Here is an 18227-nt window from a genome sequence, read left to right on the forward strand (position 1 = left end):
GTGCGCCGTGCCCTTCGAGCGGGCCGACGCAGCTCACGCGTCAGGTCTGCCATCGGATCCGCACCGTCACCATCCCGCGCCGCCACCGGCCGATCATATGCCCGGACGATCCCGTATTCGCGGCCTATCCGCTGTCACGTCATGACCGTGCCCGGCTGAGCCAGGCGTGCAGACCCAAGCGGTCGTGGTGTTGACGGTTCGGGACGAAGAGGCCACGTGCCTACTGCTCTCCTCAAGCGGGTGTCGCAGGTTCGAATCCTGCCGGGGGCACACGATGAAGGGCCAGTTCAGAGGCTTGATCCCCTCGAACTGGCCCTTACGCATGACCACAGCCGTGCCACTCGCGTGCCAGAAAGTCCGCTAAGAGTCCACGTCGCCCCGAGTCTCGCGGATCATCGAGCCGAGGCGATCGGCGATCTCTCGGTCGCGGCCGTTGACCATGTGCTGATAGATCAGCGCCGCCGGGGCGTGCTGTGGCCCATCCGGGTCATCAGCTCACGCAGGCTCGCGCCGGACGCGGCGAGGGTGTTCCCGGTGTGTCGCAGATCGTGGAAGTGCACGTCTGCCGTGATCCCCGCCTTCTTCCTGGCCTTGATCCAGTCGTCTCGGAAGTTGCTGCGACGGAGCCGACCGCCCCGGGGCCCGAGGAAGACGCGACCGTCTCGGCCGAACCCGGAGTAGGCATCGAGGTGCCGCTTCACGTCCGGCAGGAGTTCAGTCGGGAAGGCCACCGGCCGGACACCGGCATCCGACTTCGGAGCCTTGTCGAAGAGAGCTCCCGAACAACGCGTGGTCTCATCCCCAGTCCCGGTGAACTTGGAGTTGACGGTCCGACAGTTGCCCAGAACTGCTTGCGGAACCTGCGTGTACCGAGGTGTCCAGGCCACAGATCCAGCCGGCGAGGATCCGCAAGGCTTCGGAAGACGGCGAGCCGGGTTGAGCCGTATCCACGCACAACCACTGGCCCGGGTCACCGGGAAAGCTGAGGTTCTCGTACTCCAAAGTGACTTCGCCGAGCAGTGGGTGCCAGAGGTGTCTGGTGCCGTAGGAGAACTCTTCCACGTCGTGCTCGACCCACCACTGGCGAAAGTCTTCGTCTGCGGCTGACAGCTGACTAATCAGCTCGGCCAGGTGCGGATCGTCCGGATTGCGACCCGCGTACAGATGCAAACCTGTGACGATCATCCGGGCAGCGTTGTCCCAGTCGAGAAACAGTTCACGTGCCACGGGATCGAGAAATGCGAATCGCGCCAAATTGCGGTCGCTGGCCGGCACGGCCTCGAAATCGACAAACATGGCGCGGGCCATCCGATTGAGGGCAAGGACGTCCATGCGATCGCCCAGAATCATGGCAGGGGTATCCCGGAGAACCTCGAGCAGTGCGTACGCCCCGGGACGCACTCTCCGCGGAACCGCGGGCCGGCTCAGTCTGGCCACGGACCGCGGCCTGGCGAGGTTGAACAGGTGCACACGCTCGACGTCATCCAGTCGCAGGGCCCGGGCCACGGCATCCAACACTGCTTCTGAGACGTTGCCCACCCGCCCGCGTTCCAGACGGATGTAGTAGTCGGCGCTCAATCCTGCTATCAGCGCGACTTCCTCACGGCGGAGTCCCGGGACGCGGCGACTCGCCCCGGCCATAACCCCGACCTGTTCAGGAGTCACCCGGGCGCGCCGCGAACGCAGAAAATCGCTCAGCTCCTTGTTGCCACCTGAACCAGACGACGACGTAGCCATACCTTGAGGCTAGCTCTCCATGTGCAAGCCCAGCAAGACACACCGTAGAAAGGCGTGGTCACATTACCGTCTCTCTTTCAGCGAGAAAGAGGGCCTTTAGAGCAGTCGCACGACAACCCCAAAGGGGGACGAGTGCCCGCTTTCCGTCAGATCGGCCAGCGACGTCAAGCAAATAGGAATCTTGCGAATATGAGCTCGGCGAAAAAACGGTTCGAAATTGTTTCAATGTCCTGATGCGTGATTTCGGACGTGGGCCGTTGAGGAATATCCGAGGGCGTCAGGGTCACACAGCCGGTGGAACCGGATGCTCGGCGATGGGAAAGGGGGCCTGCCGGTACCTGGGTCAGTAGGCCCTGGCCGAGGGATGCCTGTTGGACCGCCCCCAGATGCCTTTCCGGCTGGTTCTCTGGTAATGCAGGCCGGCACAAAGGCCCGCAGGACACGATCCCGCAGACCTTGCCAACCATGGCGAATCCCCGGTTGGTGGGCTGGTTGCGGGCAAGTCGCCACGCGACGCCGGCCGACATCCTGACGATCGGCTTCTCCTCGCACCTACGCCCCATACCTGATAGGACCTGGAATGACGAGCACTCACCAGACAGCACTCGTTGAGTCACCGAAAACCCGCGAGATATCCGACGCAGCAATAGCCCTCGCGCTGCAGCGCAACCTGCTCCCACACCGTTTGAGGGGCGGCGACGCCGTGGAGGTGGCCTCGTGCTACCTGCCGGCTGACGTGGACGCTGGAGTGGGGGGCGACTGGTTCGATGTGATCCCGCTGTCCGGTGCCCGGGTGGCCCTCGTCGTCGGAGACGTGGTCGGACACGGCATTGACGCCGCGGCGGCCATGGGTAGGCTCCGAACCGCCGTCCGCACGCTCGCGGACCTGGATCTGCCCCCCGACGAACTACTGACCCACCTCGATGACAGCGTCCAGCGCATGACCGAGGAAGATGACGACGTCCTGGACGAGGCCCCGCTGGTGGTCGGCGCGACCTGTCTGTACGCCGTCTACGACCCCGTCGCGGGGCGGTGCGCTATAGCGCTGGCCGGGCACCCGCCGCCCGCGATCATCGATCCGCAGGGGCAGGTCACCTTCCCCGACCTGCCGTCCGGTGCGCCGCTTGGCCTCGGCCTCGGGCTGGTTCCCTTCGAGACCATGGAAGTGGAGCTGCCCGAGGGAAGCCGGCTCGCGTTCTACACGGACGGCTTGGTCGAGTCCCGCGACCAGGACATCGACGTCGGCATGCAGCGACTGGCCGCCGCCCTGGCGCAGCCTTATCAGTCCTTGGAGGACCTGTGCTCCTCGGTGATGGAAACCGTGCCGGTTCAAACACTATTCGATGACGTCACCTTGCTCCTTGTCCGGCTCCGTGTACTCAACACGGCCCAGATCACCTCCTGGGACCTGCCGCCCGAGCCAGCCGTCGTTCGCACCGCCCGGCACGAGGTTGCCCGTCAGCTCAGCGAATGGGGGCTGGAGCATCTGGTGCCGACCACGGAGCTGGTCGTCAGTGAACTGCTCACCAACGCCATCGACCACGGCGACGGCCCTATCCGGCTGCGACTCATCCAGCACCAAGTCCTGACCTGCGAAGTCTTTGACAGGGGAAACTGCTACCCGCGCCTGCGCCATGCGCGCATCGACGACGAGAACGGCCGTGGCCTGTCCTTGATCGCCCATCTGTCCCGCAGGTGGGGCTTTCGCTCCGCATTGGACGGGAAACTCGTCTGGGTCGAGCAAAACCTTTCCTGATTTCCTATTTGTCCCGCAGGTGGAGTTTTCGCTCCACATTGGTCCGATCCGCATAGAGCTACGGATCAGAAGGCTCCCGTGCCCCATCCGTGCCCGATCGTGCGGGACACCGCGGGGAACCACGGTGCCGAGCGGGCACCACTCAGCGCAACGGCCCCCTGACCGTCTCGCCTGGTCAGGTGCCGTTCACCTACGCGGTGGGTGTGGAATTTGAACCCACGGTGACTCGCGCCACGACGGTTTTCAAGATCGTGGACCAGGCCTGGGGCGGAGCCTGACGCTCGTACCCGAGGATGTCGTGAAGCCAACGGTCGAAGTACTGGGCCTCGGCCTCTCGGTCACCCGCGACAGTCAGCCACTCACGGGCGGCAGTGATCATATGCGTCTCGGCTTGATCCGTTTCCGCAAGCCGGAGCTCGACCCAATCGGTCAGCTCGCCCCTGCGGGGGCCGTGGCCGGCGAATACGCCGACGGGCGGGAGGTCGGAGCGGCCGCGGTAGGGACGGGGTTCGCGGTAATCGTCTTGTTCCGGGAACTGGTCGAGGACGAAGAGGACCTCCACGTGGGAGAAGCCCTGCAGACCCTGGAGGCATGCCTCGCCGAAGCGCTCATCGATGGTGATCGTGCTGCGGACGGCACCCCAGTTGTCCGTGTACTGGACATCCGTCCGGTTGTCCCGGATCGTACCTATCGGTGTGATCTCGAAGCTCGGCATGGCCAGAGGCTATCCGCGCCGCACCGCGCCCATACAAGCGCCGAGGCCACCGGCACTGAGGCTGGGTGACGCGCAGGAGGAGATCCGTCAGGGCCAACGACGCGTACCCGTACGCGGCGCGCCACCGCTACGCGAGAAGCTTGCCAATTTCATTGGACGGCAAAAAAAGCAAAGGCAAGGAGAGCCCTCTCCTTGCCACTCTCAACGTATAGCGCCCTGGGGGGCTTGCCGCAAGACCCGGGTCACGGCGCACAATCGTCGGCCGAGCCCACAACCTGCGGAAACGGGGGCACGACGTGCGTGTGTCGTCGTCGGCGTACGGGGGTTGCGGGCGCTCGGCGCGGAGGTGCGGGGTGCGGGGTGCGCGCCGCCCGAGAGCGCTGAGCGGACGGCCGACTCATCGATGGGAAGGCAACCAGAGATGAGGACGCGCCCGACAAGAGGTTCGACAGAGTTGGAGGCGCCGGTGATTCGATCGGCCACCGCAGTGCAACGGGGCATGGCTGCCTCGGAGGTATCGCAATGATCAAGCAGTACGTGTTGGGTCTTCAAGAGGTTGACGAGACGCAGGTCGCCGTCGTCGGCGGCAAGGCCGCGCACCTGGGCGAGCTGTCGCGGATCGAAGGCATCCGCGTGCCGGGGGGCTTTTGCGTGACGACGGACGCCTTCCGGCGGATCATGGCGGAAGCGCCGTCGATCGACGGTCGGCTCGATCAGCTGTCGCGTTTGGACCCGGACGACCGGGAGGCGATCCGCACGCTCAGCGCGCACATTCGCCGGACCATCGAGGGGATTGCCATCCCGGGCGATCTCGCGGCGGCGATCACCCGCGCACTCGCCGGGCTCGGCGAGCAAGCCGCCTACGCCGTCCGATCCAGCGCGACGGCAGAGGACCTGCCGACGGCCTCCTTCGCCGGCCAGCAGGACACGTACCTGAACGTCGTGGGGCCGGCAGCGATCCTCCAGCACGTCAGCCGGTGCTGGGCCTCGCTGTTCACCGAGCGGGCCGTGACATACCGCCGGCGGAACGGCATCGACCACCGTACGGTCCACATGGCCGTGGTCGTGCAGCAGATGGTCTTTCCGCATGCGGCCGGCATCCTGTTCACGGCCGATCCCGTCACGGGCAACCGGAAGGTCGCCACCGTGGACGCCGGCTTCGGCCTCGGCGAGGCCCTGGTCTCCGGCCTGGTGAACCCGGACGTCTTCAAGGTGCGACAGGGCGAAGTCGTCGCCAAGGCGATCGCCGCCAAACAGCGTGCCGTTCACGCCCTGCCGGCCGGCGGTACGCAGGAAGTGGCGATCGACTCGCAGCGGCAGGAGCAGCCGGCGCTGACGGATGCGCAGGTCGTGCAGCTCGTGCAGCTCGGGCGGCGGATCGAAGCGCACTTCGGTCGCCCGCAGGACATCGAGTGGTGCCTGGTCGATGATGGCTTCCGGATCGTCCAGAGCCGGCCGATCACGACGTTGTTCCCCATTCCCGAGGCCGGCGACCAGGAGAATCACGTCTACGTCTCCGTAGGCCATGGGCAGATGATGACCGACCCCATGAAGCCTCTGGGGTTCTCCATGTGGCAGCTGACGGCCATGGTGCCGATGCACGAGGCGGGCGGGAGGCTGTTCGTCGACGTCACCCGGCGCCTGGCCTCGCCCGCGGGCCGCGCCGGCCTCCTGGACGCCATGGGGAGAGGCGATCCGCTGGTCAGGGACGCTCTGGAGACCGTCCTCGACCGCGACGATTTCGTCCCGTCGCTCCCGGACGCGGGTCCCGGCGGGCCGCCGGCCAGAGGCGCGTCCGCCCCGATCGAGACCGATCCGGCCATCGTCACCGAGCTGATCGAGCGCAGTCAGGCGTCCATCGCCGCCCTGGAGCGCGACATCCGGACGAAGACCGGACCGGCGCTGTTCGACTTCCTGCTGGAGGCCTTCGAGGAGCACAAGCGGGTCCTCGGTGATCCGCTGAACATTCAGGCGATCATGGCGGGGATGGAGGCCACGTGGTGGCTCAACGACACGCTGCAGGAGTGGCTGGGCGAGAAGAACGCGGCTGACACGCTCACGCTGTCCGCCCCCGACAACGTCACCTCGGAGATGGGACTGGCGCTGCTCGACGTCGCGGACGTGATCCGCCCGCAGCCGGAGGTGGTGGCGTTCCTGCAGGACGTCGAGGACGAGGGCTTCCTGGACGAGCTGGCGAAGCTCGCGGGCGGGACCGAAGCGCGCGACGCCATAGAGGCCTACCTCGACCGGTACGGCATGCGCTGTGTCGGCGAGATCGACATCACGAGGCCACGTTGGCGCGAGCGCCCCACCACGCTCGTGCCCGTGATCCTCGACAACGTCAGGAACTTCGAGCCGGGCGCCGCCGAGCGGCGCTTCGAGCAAGGAAGGCAGAAGGCGCAGAAGAAGGAGCAGGACGTGCTGTCCCGCTTGCGGGCCCAGCCGGACGGGGACCGGAAAGCCGACGAGACCAAGCGGATGATCGACCGGGTCAGAACCTTCATCGGGTACCGGGAGTACCCGAAGTACGGAATCATCAGCCGCTACTTCGTCTACAAGCAGGCCCTGCTGGCGGAGGCCGACCGCCTCGTGCAGGCCGAGGTGCTTACTGAGAAGGAGGACATCTTCTACCTCACGTTCCAGGAACTCCACGACGCCGTGCGCTCGAACCAGGTGGATGACCAGCTCATCCAGCAGCGCAAGGACGCGTTCCGGTCGTACCACGCGCTCACTCCGCCCCGGGTGCTCACATCGGATGGTGAGGCCCTGACCGGGGCGTACCGGCGCGACGACGTGCCGGCTGGCGCCCTGATCGGCCTACCGGTTTCCGCCGGGACCATCGAGGGACGGGCCCGCGTCATCCTCGACATGGCGGAGGCCGATCTCGAAGCGGGCGACATCCTGGTCACGACCTTCACGGACCCCAGTTGGTCGCCGCTGTTCGTCGCAGTCGCGGGCCTGGTGACGGAGGTGGGTGGCCTGATGACCCACGGCGCGGTGATCGCCCGGGAGTACGGCCTGCCGGCCGTCGTGGGCGTGGAGCAGGCCACCCGGCTGATCCGGGACGGACAGCGGATCCGCGTGCACGGAACCGACGGGTACGTCGAGACCCTGCCTTGACCGACCACACACCGAGAAGCCGCATCCGTAGCTTCCGGCTGAACAACGCTCTCGGGGCGAAGCAGTGGCCTGCCACAGCCGTGCCACATCGTGTGGTCAACCACGGTCAACGACGGCTCGCCGCAGCTGAGATGAGCCGTTCGCCTGGGTTGCCGCTCCAGCCGGACTGACCTGGAGTGCCATGCCGCCGATCACGTCCGCCCTTGCAAGGCGGTTGTCTCCCTCACCGCACGAGCGCCCTCCCGGCCCGTCCTGGGGCCGTGGAAGGGCGCTCGATGGTGACCGACCTCGACAACTGCCGACAGTTCAGCGGCAGGTCAGAGCGGTGATCGACGAGGCGGCCGCAGGTCACGGCCGCCGGTGGTCAGTTGTGGCTGTTCTGAATGAGTTACAGGTCAGGGGCTCAACTGGCCCCATGGGCCGTTTCGGGGCCGTCATCGGCGTTGTCCGGGTCCCGGAAGACGCGGTCGACGGCGGCGTGGGGGCGCGCCTCGCTGTTCGGCATCAGGTGGGTGTAAGTGCGCATTGTGAAGCTCGGGTCGTGGTGGCCCAGGTACTCGCTCACGGCCTTGACGCTCTCCCCCGCGTCCAGGAGCACGGACGCGTAGAAGTGGCGGAGGGCGTGCACGCGGTTCTCGCGTCCGAGGGGGATGACGGGGCGCCGTTCGCGAGTGCCGGCCGGAGAGTGGCGTGCGCGGGGAGCTCCCATCCCATCTGCCATCGACCCAGGCAGAGTCGAGCAGACGCGGCCCCTGGCGTCCAGGTCGTACGTACAGTGGCGCGCTCCACCTGGACGCCAGGAACCACGCCCGCTCCACGATGTGTGGGATAGGTGGCCACGGCATCTTCGCAGGTCGAAGCTGCATCCAGCCCTAGAGCCCCACGTCCGCGTAGCCGTAACCCACTTGCAGAAGAACTAACCCTGTTCCACTCCAGCCCTCGGAGGCCGGCGGCAGAGCCGCGCCAAGTACGGCGCGATACGCTGCGTCCACCGTGGGATGGGGACCGCTTAAGGGCGCTACACGCCGTCCCTGCCATGGCCCGAAGGCACACCGGGAGTGCAGGCATGAGCATCAGGCCATCGTTGATTCAGGCCGAGCGGGTTGATTGGGCTTCCCTGCGTTGCGGTTGCGGCAAGACAGGCACCCATATCCCTAAGACGTTTGCCAATTTGCTCGAAGCCAGAACCCCAGCTGAGTTTGCACAGTCGTCCCTAGAAGGGCACGTCTACAACCAGTCGCTTCTTTTCGAGGTGGCAGCGCCCGTCACATCGCTAATCATGGCGGCCCTCAGCGAAGATCTAAGCGATACGCTGCGCATCAAATTGCTCACCTACCTAATACGCTGCGTGGGCGGAGAATCGTACTGGACCGAAGTCGAGGCCGGTGCGCCAGAGATTGAAGTGGACTGCCAGATAGCAGCCCGAGAGGGGATCTGGTCGCTCTATCAGGAGTACGCGACAGGTCGCGCAGACATGGCCAGGATCGCTCTGGAACTAGTCGACAACGACCCGGAGCGGTTCGCCCATTTCGACGCAAAGCTCATCGGCCGGTTCGATAAGCGAATGAAGAAAGCGCGTCGCTGACGCGAGGGCGGGGGCACCCCGAGTACTACTCGCAGCCCAGGTGAGGCCGTGAGGGGCTGCCGCAGCCACCCGCGAAGCCAGGCTCTGGTTCTACGAAAGCGCGCCACTCGCGTGCCAGAACACGCAGGGACTCCCGGGGAATCGGGGTGCACAGGAGTACGCGCTACCGGATACGTCGAAGGTAGGGAACCCGCAGGTCACACCCCAGATTACCCAACCGTCGCTCCTAAGAAGTCACCTCATTTGGTAAGCCTGCGGTAGCAGATGAGGGTGCAGGCGATGCTGGTGAAGGCGAGGAAGTGCTCGGCTCTGCGCTCGTAGCGGCGGTGCAGTCGTCGGCATCTGCATCCGGCAAGCCAGGACATCGTGCGTTCTACGGTCCATCGGTGCCGGCCCAAGCGGGTCGGTCTCGATGCCCTCGCGGGCAATGCGATGTGTGATGCCCCGCTTGCGTAACCATCGCCGCAGGTGGTCGTAGTCGTATCCCTTGTCGGCGTGGAGCTTTCCCTGACGTCACCGCTGGCCCGGGCGGCGCGATGACCGACGAGGTCGGCGTCATGTGACCTCACCGTCCACACCACCCTCGGGGACGACGGGCGCACCGCGCACGTCAGCGTCCAGTACACCGGCGCCGACGAGTGGTACACGCTGTCGGGCAGCCCTGTCCCTGTCCCCGGCGGGGGCCTGGCCACCCACCATCAGAGCCTGCTCGACCGTATCCGGCACGGTGAAGGCGCCCAGGCCATCTGACCTCAGGGACGGTTCCTCCTCAGCACGACGGTTGTCTGGATCGCTCAGTCGCCGACGGACCAGAGATACCGGTGCGTTCCGCTCTGAACGATGGTGCACAGCTCTCGACCTGGTCTACCCAGATGCCACCGTAGGCTTCGGGAAGCCGATCAAGTTCCGCGAGCAGCAAGGGCAACCTGCCGCTCGTTGAAGATGGCATCCTCGTACGGACTCAAGGCCCACAGCATCGGTCACAGAAGCTGCGGCCGACCGCAGTGACGGCAGCGCTGACGCCAACGACGGCGGACGGCCGCGACGCTCGACAGCCGCGCGTGGTACTGGCAAAGTGCCGGCGCCGGTCGGGCAACGGGGGCGCTCAGTGCTGTACTGCGAGTCCGGGGTGGTGGCGCCGCATCGCGTCCAGGACCGCCTCAGGCGGCACCGGCAAGGTGTTCGTGGCCATGTTGGCCGGACCGAAGCCGAGTCGTGCGTTCATGGACGCGGTGCTGCGGACGAGCTTGGGTGCTCGAGCCAGATAGGCGTCCGGGTCGTGCAGCACCAGCTCAATGAACCGCTGCGAGGTGTTACGAACCCGCTGCTCGCGTATCCGCACGGCGGCTATCTCGTCCCAGCCGAACCGGCCCAGCCTCACGTGTTCCACTCCCGCGTCGTCCAGCACCAGCTCCGGTCGGTCGCGGAGCAGGCGCTGGATGATGATCAACGAGCAGAACCCGAAGAAGGGCACGGCCAGCGCCCCCGCCACAGTCATCTTCGCGGTGCTGTGGGCGACCAGGAAAACGATGCCCAGAGCGACGAAGAGCAGAGAGCCAGCCAACATGGCCCACACACGCCCCTTGGCGAGCGGGTAGACCGTCGGGGGCAGTGGAGCGCCGTTTCTGATCATGGGCTCAGACGATAGGACCAGAGCCCTCGTCAGCGGAAGCCTTTCGCAGACCGCGCGGTACCGTGGCCGTCCCGTCTGCCGCTATCCACCGAAGCGGTCCCATGCCACAACCGTGCCAGATCGAGCGGGGAGCCAGGGGGAATCTCGGCGGAGGGCGGGAAGAACAACGCCCCATCGCCAGCAGAGCAGTTCCCCAGGTCAGCCGAGTAGCCGACCTACCTCGCAAGTGCCGTCGGCGGTGCGGGGAGTTGACGCTGTTGGCCGATCCCGGGCCGGGTAGGGCCTTCTCGCGTGGGGCCAGGCCGGCAGGCATCTGCCGGCGAGCTCGCTCCCTGACATCCACTGGTGGCACGATCGCTACCCTCGCCGCGTCTTCGGCCAGCCCGACGATGAACTGCCCCCGTCGTGGTCACCGGCTCCCGAGTACATCGAGGACGACTGATCCTGAGCGTTGCCGAGCTCCACCGACCACGCGCTCTGCTCACTCACGTTGAGTCCTCGTGCCCCATGCGTGCCCGATCAGTCGGGGCCTAGCGGGGAACCACGGGGAATCGGAGTGAGACAGCCACTCCGCCGCAGGTCAACGACGTCCCAGCTCGGCTGGGCGTCCGCATACGGAACCTTCCAAACTAGTGCTCCACGCTCCAGACTGGGGCGCTTGACTGGTCATTGAAACTCCAGCCCAAAGCCCCTCCGCCAACCTTGGGTACACGTGACGCAGCCGCCGCTACGCTCCACCCACACGCTGGTCTGACGGCCCGGAGGCACCCCATGAAATTGATCGTCGGCATATTGATCGTCGTCTTGGGTCTGCCGCTTCTCGGCGCCGTGGCAACCAAGGTCATGAACGGCCCGATGGAGAACATCGGCAGGTTCCTGTGGATCTTGGGGTCACCAGCACTACTCATCATCGGTGGCTGGTTGATCTATCGAGGTCTCTAGTACCAGCCCCTGCACGCCCTTCGCATACCCGATCGAGGGGAAGCCACAGGACTGGCATCCTGTCGAATACGTGTCGACGTAGCCCGCAGAGACCCCGTGCACGGCCACTCCGCCGCAGGTTAGAGCCCTGTCGACGCAGAAGCACGCGGGGCCCTTCTAAGCGCTCGGTCGCTCGCAACGTGCCACAGTCGTGCCACATCGTGCGGTCAATCACGGTCAACGGCGGTTCGCCACAGTGGAGATGTGTGAGCGACTTGGGCTGCTGCTAGAGCTCGTATGACCCGGGCGCCAGGGCTACCCGTACGCCCGCCCTTACAAAGCAGTGGTCGTGAGTCTCCCGCACAGCCACGATCAGCCCGGAGTGCGTGGCCGACCTTCACCCAAGTTCGGTGGCTGAGTCGGCGAGGGCCCAGCAGCCGATCAAGATGCCGCCATTGCCGCGCGACCCACGCCGATCAGTGTCGGTGAGGTGCCAGCCCCTGTCGAGGGCGTCTCGGATCCTGTCGGAGAGTCGGCCCCTGGCACGCACATTTGCCGCGTTGTCGAGGAGGGGGCAGAACGGGGCTGCTCGGGCAGGCCACCGGAAGGGCACGTCGCGGCTGGAGCGACTGATTCCATGCTCAATTTTCACTCAGAACATGGATCAAGAGCTTGTCGCGTACATGCCTCATACGTAGTGTTCAAGTGCTTGATCGCCACGGGGGCGGTCCGCCGGAAAGGTGTCACATGGGCATCAGCTCTCGGCGCGCTGTGACCGGCGTTGCCACTGCTGCGCTGCTTCTCTGCTTTGGGAATGTGGGTACTGCCGTCGCTGCGGAAGTACCGGCTGACGACACGGCCGTAGCAGCCGACCAGACGCAGGAAATTAACGACCGACTGGGCTGGGAGGACGACACTGAGCAGCCGGTTCACCAGATAGATCCCTATCGGTGCGATGGCCCCTCGACGTGGATCAGTATCACGTCGAAGAAGGCCTACCACGTGCCGTCATGGTGGAACGGCACCAAGTACAAAGACGGTCCAGGCGGATCCATGACCGTCAGCGTGACCAAGACAGGGACCATCACGGCAGAAGTGAGCGGCACGGTCTCCGGCGAGGCGAATCTGGTCGTCGCAGCGGCCAAGTCGTCCATCACTTACAAGATCGCCGGTAGCGTTTCGGTCGCGACGGGACACACCTACACGCGCAACATCGCCCGGGGTAAGTACGGGCACCTGCAGTACGGTTCCTGGGGCTACAAGGTGACGTGGAAAAAGTACCGGGCCACTGGTGACGGCTGCGATGGCGTCGAAATCGGCCACGGCACGGCGACGCTGCCCACATCCGAGACCGGCTGGAAGTACTGGGAAACCACGACATGATTCATTCGAGCCCACGGGCGACCCGCTTCGCCGCAGGTACCGTCCTGTTGTCGGCGTTCCTGATCACCGCGTGCACTACGTCCGGCAACGATGAGGGTAAGGACACGAGCTCTTCACCGTCGCCTGTGTCGAGCTCGACTCGAACGGCAACCGAGCCGTCGGAGAAGAAGCTCACCGAGCAGGCTCGGGCGGCCCTTGCCGCCGTTCACGACGGGGCGCTGGTCGAGGCCGGCGCGGAGCGCGTGACCGACGGCATCCACACTGAGCCCGCACTGGGTAAGGGGAAGACCTACCGGCTCAACTTGGTCTGCGCCGGCAGCGGCAGCGCGCAGTTGAAGTTCGCGCCCGCGAGCGTCGGCAAGGAAGTTACGGTGCCGTGCGATGAATCCGTGGTCCAGCAGCGCATCGTCGCGGACAGGACGGTCCGCATCGACGTTGACGGTGTTGAGGGATCAACTGGTGTGATTGCCTGGCAGATCGACGCCACGTGAGACCAACGCGGGTTACTCCCGGCATCGCTGTCGGGAGGCACCCGGCTTGTACAGGCATCGGAGTACGGCACCGCCGAAAAGCGCAACCCCATGGCCACGAGTCGACCGTCGCGGGTTGCTCGGGTCGTTGACGCACCCCGATAGCGTGGTTGAGGCCGGAAGAGGGCGCAACGGCGGACCCACGCCTGATCGGTTGACGCACCTGCCGTCGTAGCTGAATGTCATCGTCTGAGGCGCAGACGAGATCTGCGTCGGATCTGGAGTGATGCCGTATCAAGGGAAGCACCGCGCACTTCCCGAGCGACGGCTAAGCCCCGAGCCCCCGGCCTGAAGACCCCCAGGCGGGAACTTGTAAAGCGGTGGTCACGTATCGAGGCCGGACGGCAGTGACGGCAACGCTGACGGCAACGAGCGCGGACGACTACAACGCCCGGCAGCCTGTCACGGAAGCCCCGCGGACCCGCTGGTCCAGCCAACTGGGGTGTGCCCGCATCTTCTAAACGCTTGGCCACAAGTTCGAGTCCTGCCGGACGTCACCAATCAAGACGCCCAGCGGGGATCTTCCTCCAGGGCGTTTCGTGTCTCTGGCGGCAACGGAGTAGTCGCCGCACCAAACCAGCAGTGACTGTCGGGGTCGGCGCAGCGCGCCGTCAAGCTCCAATCCGCCGTCCGTCTCGTCTCGCCGAGGCGATCACGGCGGAAACGATGGCGGTCACGACGAGGCTCCCCATCATGACCATCCCCACGCCGACCATGAAGAGGCCGCTGGAGTCGTCCGACCAGTCGTAATAGGCAGCAACGGTGAGGCCGACCGTGGTGCCGAGCACAGCGCCTGCGATGTAGCGCCGGGATGCCGCCCAGCAAACCGGGGCCAGCAGGGTAAGCACCAGCCCGATCACCTGCCACGCCTCGTACGGACCGGTCGTCGTGCCATCGGGTTGCACGTCACGATGCTGGTCCCAGCCCAGCCAGGCAGCCCACGCTGCTAGCGACACCCCAGCCAGCACGAGGATCGACAACGGCTGGCGAACAGGTATCAGTCGTCCATGACGCATGACCCAAGCGTTTCCGCTCATCCCATCACCGACCAGAGCGCAACTACTCAGCTCCACCTGAGTACATCAGCTATGGGCACAGACATACTGGACCAGGTTAGCTGCCCAGCAGGTGAGGGAGCCAGGCAACCTCGCTGCGGCCAGAACAGTCCTGTCGAATGCGTGTCGAAGTCGGCATGCAAGGCTCCGCCAGGCCGTACGACTGACCAGGTCAGCGGCCTACTGCAGGCAAACCGGAAGTGCGCCTTCTAAGCGCCTGGTCGCATCCGGGGTGAGTGTCTAAAAAACTGCGTGACCACGTCGACGCACAGCGGCGGACGAGCGCGGACGGCTGTGGACGCTTGCAGCAGGTGAGAGGCCAACCGACCCATGGTCGACCATCCGCACAAGTTCCTTCGGGACGAAGAGGTCGTGCGAGCACCCACGGGGAACTCCGAATACCGCACGAGCGGTCAGCGGGATACCGACACCAGTTGGCCGCAGGTCAACAAGACAACCAGGGATACAACGAGCATCAGACCGTAGCCCGACGACCGGCCACCCAAGGGCAGCGACATGACGGACCAATCAGCCTGTCATGGCCCGAGGTATCCGCACGATTCACATGAGGATCCCGCGGGCTCCGACGAAATGACCGGCCAGGTCCTGATCGCCCGACAGGACGAGGCGATCCTGGTCGAAGGATGCTCCCGTGAGCAGTCGCCAGGCAGAGTCCGTGTCAATCTCGATCGTCGCGGCCGGCGACTCAACGGTGCTTGCTGAGCTCAACTCGACCAGATCCCAGTGACCCTGGCGCCGCTGCAGTCGCCAGAACCCGCCACCGGCGCCGCTGAGCTGGATCACAAGATCGGCATCCGGGCCCGCAAGCGGTGAGTAGTGGAGGGGCAGCGCCCACAGGAAGGTCCGCAGCACCGCGCCGAGGAAGCGTTCGTCTCGCAGTCCTGGCCGATCGACGGCGTCACGGATCTGCTGCTGGTGCACCCAGCGCTCGGTGAGGTCCTGGGCGATGTCGAACCAGAGCGGGACGGGGTGCGGGCTGGCCCAGGCGACGCGCCCCTCGGCCATGAGGTCCATGGAGGACCAGTAGGCATCCATCTCGGTGCCGGCAACCCCGAGGAGCGTGCCGATAACCCGCGGACTAAGCACGCGAGTGGTTTTCACCCACCGCTGGTTCTTGTCGTGCAGGGCCATGATGAAGGACTCATGATCGGTGAAGCCCGTCAGCAGCCCGGAACGGTCACCGTCGCGGCCACGAGACAGCCAACCCAGGTCATCATCCAGGATGTGCAGCGCCACGTCCTTCACGGACCAGCCCGGACACACAGTGGACTGATCCCAAGCCGACGAGTCCAGGTGGTCCAGCAGCACCAGCAGCGCCGCTCGCTCTTCGCACAACAGCGAACGCACGTCCATGGGCGGCAGGTCCCACAAACCCATGATCTTCCTCATCTCGTCGTATCCACAACGACACGTTGAGACATTCGACCAGACCCCGAGGTCAGACCCGCGATCGGCCCCGAGACCCTTCGCGGACCTGGGCACACGGGAACCATGGAGATCGAACTCCGCATACGGTGCTCACGACAGGGCTGCACTGCACCGAGCGCCCTCCCGGGGCCGTGGAAGGGCGCTCGATGGTGACCGACCGACAACTGCCGACAGTTCAGCGGCAGTTCGGAGCGATGATCGATGAGGCGGCCGCAGGTCACGGCCGCCGATGGTCAGTTGTGGCTGTGCAGGATCCCGTTCAGGCCGCCCCACACCGCGTTGTTCGGGCGGGCCTCCACAGCGCCGGTGACCGAGTTGCGGCGGAAGAGGATGTTGGAGGCGCCGCTGAGTTCGCGGGCCTTGACGATCTGGCCGTCGGGCATGGTGATCCGGGTGCCCGCGGTGACGTACAGGCCGGCCTCGACGACGCACTCGTCGCCGAGCGCGATGCCGACACCCGCCTCGGCGCCGATCAGGCAGCGCTCGCCGATGGCGATGATGACGTTGCCGCCGCCGGAGAGCGTGCCCATCGTGGAGGCGCCGCCGCCGATGTCCGAGCCGTCGCCGACCACGACGCCCGCCGAGATGCGGCCCTCGACCATCGAGGTGCCGAGGGTGCCCGCGTTGAAGTTCACGAAGCCCTCGTGCATGACCGTCGTGCCCTCGGCGAGGTGCGCGCCCAGCCGGACCCGGTCCGCGTCGGCGATACGGACGCCCTTGGGCGCGACGTAGTCCGTCATGCGCGGGAACTTGTCGATGGAGGTCACCTGGAGGTGCAGGCCCTCGGCGCGGGCGTTCAGCCGTACCGTCTCGACGTCGTCCACGGCGACCGGGCCGAGCGAGGTCCAGGCGACGTTGGCGAGGAAGCCGAAGATGCCTTCGAGGCTCTGGCCGTGCGGCTTGACCAGGCGGTGCGAGAGCAGGTGGAGGCGCAGGTAGACATCGTGCGCGTCGATCGGCTTCTCGTCGAGGGAGGCGATGACCGTGCGGACCGCGACCACCTCGACACCCCGGCGGGGGTCGGGGCCGATGGCCTTCGCGGCGCCTTCGCCGAGCAGCTCCACGGCACGCTCGACGGACAGCCGCTCGGTGCCGGAGGGGCCCGGCTCGGCGGCCAGTTCAGGCGCGGGGAACCAGGTGTCGAGAACGGTGCCGTCGGCGGCGACCGTGGCGAGTCCGGCGGCCACGGCACCGGTGGTACGGGGAGCAGTCGTGTCGGTCATAGGGGAAACCTAACGTGGCGGGGCCTGCGCGGGCGAACCGGTGAGCGAGCGTCTCGGCAGGTGGGCCCGGGTACGGCGCAGCACGGGGAGCGCCGGGTCAGCCGATCACCCGTGCCAGCGCCTCCCGCGCGTACCGCTCGTCGTACGGCGCCCCCGTCAGCAGCACCTGGAGGCAGATCCCGTCCATCAGCGCGAGCAGGGCCCGTGCGGTGACCGGGTCGGTGCGCCGGGCGAGCCGCTCGGCGGTCTCCTCCGTCCACTCGGCGGCGACGGGACGCAGGGCGGGCCTGCGCAAGGCGGCGAGGTAGAGCTCGTACTCCAGCTCGACGCCCGTGCGGTCGCCGCCCAGCCACTCTCCAAGGGCCCGGGCGAGGTCGGCCGCCAGGTCGCCCTCGCCGTCCTCCAGGCCACTGGTGGCGAGCACCTTGGCGAAGCCTTCGTTCGTCTGTCGCAGCGCGGCGACCATGAGTTCGTCGAGGGTCTTGAAGTGGTAGGTCGTGGAGCCCAGTGGCACATCGGCCTCGGCGGCCACGGAGCGGTGGCTCAGTCCGGCGATGCCGTTCCGGGCCACGACCCGGATGGCCGCGTCGATGATCCGCTGGCGCCGCTCGGGGTCGTACCGGCGGGCCATCAGTGCGCGCCTCCCAGGTTCAGAACCACCACCCCGCCGATGATCAGCACGATCCCGGCGATCTTCGCGAGTCCCAGCCCCTCGCCGAACAGCACCAGTCCGAGGGCGGCGATGGTCGCGGTGCCGATCCCGGCCCAGATCGCATAGGCCGTACCGATCGACACGGTCTTCAGGGTCTGCGCGAGCAGCGTGAAGGAGAGGACGTAGCCGAGGAGGGTCACCAGCGAGGGCCAGAGCCGGCTGAAGCCTTCGCTGTACTTCATGGCGGTCGTGGCGACGACTTCCGCGGCTATGGCCCCGGACAGGAAGGCGTATCCCATGTGTACGAGTGTACGCATCGATGCGTACGGCTGTACACACATCGTCCGCCCGGCCTTCGAAGCCCCCCACCGACCGGCCCACCACGTCCGGGCCTGAGCACGAGAAGCCGGAAAGCGGCGCGGTCGAGGGGGAGCCGATCACGGACTTCTTCGCCCTCGACGCCCGCGG

14 protein-coding genes and 3 pseudogenes are annotated in these 18227 nt (G+C 66.3%); 6 read left to right on the top strand and 11 right to left on the bottom strand.

Features of this window, described 5'->3' with window-relative positions; all coding sequences use genetic code 11:
* Positions 1-452 precede the first annotated feature (452 nt).
* Both ABZ904_RS31395 and ABZ904_RS31400 read right to left on the bottom strand, forming a co-directional pair.
* Positions 453-731, bottom strand: a complete 279-nt coding sequence (locus tag ABZ904_RS31395) for a tyrosine-type recombinase/integrase (RefSeq protein WP_359392459.1) — start codon at positions 729-731, stop codon at positions 453-455.
* A 64-nt stretch (positions 732-795) separates the two neighbouring features.
* A complete protein-coding gene (locus ABZ904_RS31400) occupies positions 796-1737 on the bottom strand; it encodes a helix-turn-helix transcriptional regulator (protein WP_359392457.1) in 942 nt (313 codons plus the stop codon).
* 649 nt (positions 1738-2386) lie between these two features.
* Here ABZ904_RS31400 and ABZ904_RS31405 point away from each other — a divergent pair.
* Positions 2387-3493, top strand: a pseudogene (locus ABZ904_RS31405) (ATP-binding SpoIIE family protein phosphatase); the annotation flags it as partial.
* A gap of 190 nt (positions 3494-3683) precedes the next feature.
* Here ABZ904_RS31405 and ABZ904_RS31410 read toward each other — a convergent pair.
* On the bottom strand, positions 3684-4208 hold the full coding sequence (locus tag ABZ904_RS31410; RefSeq protein ID WP_360996863.1) for a hypothetical protein: 525 nt from the start codon (positions 4206-4208) through the stop codon (positions 3684-3686).
* A 522-nt stretch (positions 4209-4730) separates the two neighbouring features.
* On the opposite strand from ABZ904_RS31410, the gene rph reads away from it, so the two are divergent.
* Entirely contained in the window at positions 4731-7328 is a 2598-nt protein-coding gene (rph, locus tag ABZ904_RS31415) for a rifamycin-inactivating phosphotransferase (RefSeq protein WP_360996865.1), read from the top strand.
* Positions 7329-7731: 403 nt separating this feature from the next.
* On the opposite strand, the pseudogene ABZ904_RS31420 reads toward rph, so the two are convergent.
* Positions 7732-7968 (bottom strand): annotated as a pseudogene (locus ABZ904_RS31420) (tyrosine-type recombinase/integrase); the annotation flags it as partial.
* 426 nt (positions 7969-8394) lie between these two features.
* Here ABZ904_RS31420 and ABZ904_RS31425 point away from each other — a divergent pair.
* A complete protein-coding gene (locus ABZ904_RS31425) occupies positions 8395-8913 on the top strand; it encodes a hypothetical protein (RefSeq protein WP_359392451.1) in 519 nt (172 codons plus the stop codon).
* Between the two features lie 239 nt (positions 8914-9152).
* On the opposite strand, the pseudogene ABZ904_RS31430 reads toward ABZ904_RS31425, so the two are convergent.
* A pseudogene (locus ABZ904_RS31430) lies at positions 9153-9417 on the bottom strand (transposase); the annotation flags it as partial.
* A 601-nt stretch (positions 9418-10018) separates the two neighbouring features.
* Positions 10019-10546 carry an STM3941 family protein gene (locus tag ABZ904_RS31435; protein WP_360996867.1) on the bottom strand — a complete coding sequence of 176 codons (528 nt, stop codon included), beginning with the start codon at positions 10544-10546 and terminating at the stop codon, positions 10019-10021.
* A gap of 771 nt (positions 10547-11317) precedes the next feature.
* Here ABZ904_RS31435 and ABZ904_RS31440 point away from each other — a divergent pair.
* The 3 genes from ABZ904_RS31440 to ABZ904_RS31450 all read left to right on the top strand — a co-directional run bounded on the left by ABZ904_RS31440 (position 11318) and on the right by ABZ904_RS31450 (position 13341).
* On the top strand, positions 11318-11488 hold the full coding sequence (locus tag ABZ904_RS31440) for a hypothetical protein (protein ID WP_359392447.1): 171 nt from the start codon (positions 11318-11320) through the stop codon (positions 11486-11488).
* A gap of 726 nt (positions 11489-12214) precedes the next feature.
* The gene (locus ABZ904_RS31445; protein WP_359392445.1) at positions 12215-12850 is read left to right on the top strand and encodes a hypothetical protein; all 636 of its coding nucleotides are present in this window, start codon (positions 12215-12217) and stop codon (positions 12848-12850) included.
* Positions 12847-13341, top strand: coding sequence for a hypothetical protein (locus ABZ904_RS31450; protein WP_360996870.1), 495 nt, complete (start codon positions 12847-12849; stop codon positions 13339-13341). The genes ABZ904_RS31445 and ABZ904_RS31450 overlap by 4 nt, the downstream gene beginning before the upstream one ends.
* Before the next feature lie 650 nt (positions 13342-13991).
* Here the strand turns inward: ABZ904_RS31450 and ABZ904_RS31455 are convergent.
* The 5 genes from ABZ904_RS31455 to ABZ904_RS31475 all read right to left on the bottom strand — a co-directional run bounded on the left by ABZ904_RS31455 (position 13992) and on the right by ABZ904_RS31475 (position 18058).
* Positions 13992-14396 carry a hypothetical protein gene (locus ABZ904_RS31455; RefSeq protein WP_361827039.1) on the bottom strand — a complete coding sequence of 135 codons (405 nt, stop codon included), beginning with the start codon at positions 14394-14396 and terminating at the stop codon, positions 13992-13994.
* A 600-nt stretch (positions 14397-14996) separates the two neighbouring features.
* Entirely contained in the window at positions 14997-15827 is an 831-nt protein-coding gene (locus ABZ904_RS31460; RefSeq protein ID WP_361827042.1) for a maleylpyruvate isomerase N-terminal domain-containing protein, read from the bottom strand.
* Between the two features lie 290 nt (positions 15828-16117).
* Complete coding sequence (dapD, locus tag ABZ904_RS31465) at positions 16118-17107, bottom strand: 2,3,4,5-tetrahydropyridine-2,6-dicarboxylate N-succinyltransferase (RefSeq protein WP_361827045.1); 990 nt, start codon at positions 17105-17107, stop codon at positions 16118-16120.
* Between the two features lie 97 nt (positions 17108-17204).
* On the bottom strand, positions 17205-17738 hold the full coding sequence (locus tag ABZ904_RS31470; protein WP_359392435.1) for a TetR family transcriptional regulator: 534 nt from the start codon (positions 17736-17738) through the stop codon (positions 17205-17207).
* Positions 17738-18058: a multidrug efflux SMR transporter gene (locus ABZ904_RS31475; RefSeq protein WP_359392433.1), complete on the bottom strand. Its 321-nt coding sequence runs from the start codon at positions 18056-18058 to the stop codon at positions 17738-17740. The genes ABZ904_RS31470 and ABZ904_RS31475 overlap by 1 nt, the downstream gene beginning before the upstream one ends.
* Positions 18059-18227 lie beyond the last annotated feature (169 nt).

Origin of the sequence: Streptomyces sp. NPDC046900, from assembly GCF_040644975.1 — a bacterium.
Taxonomy (GTDB): Bacteria; Actinomycetota; Actinomycetes; order Streptomycetales; family Streptomycetaceae; genus Streptomyces.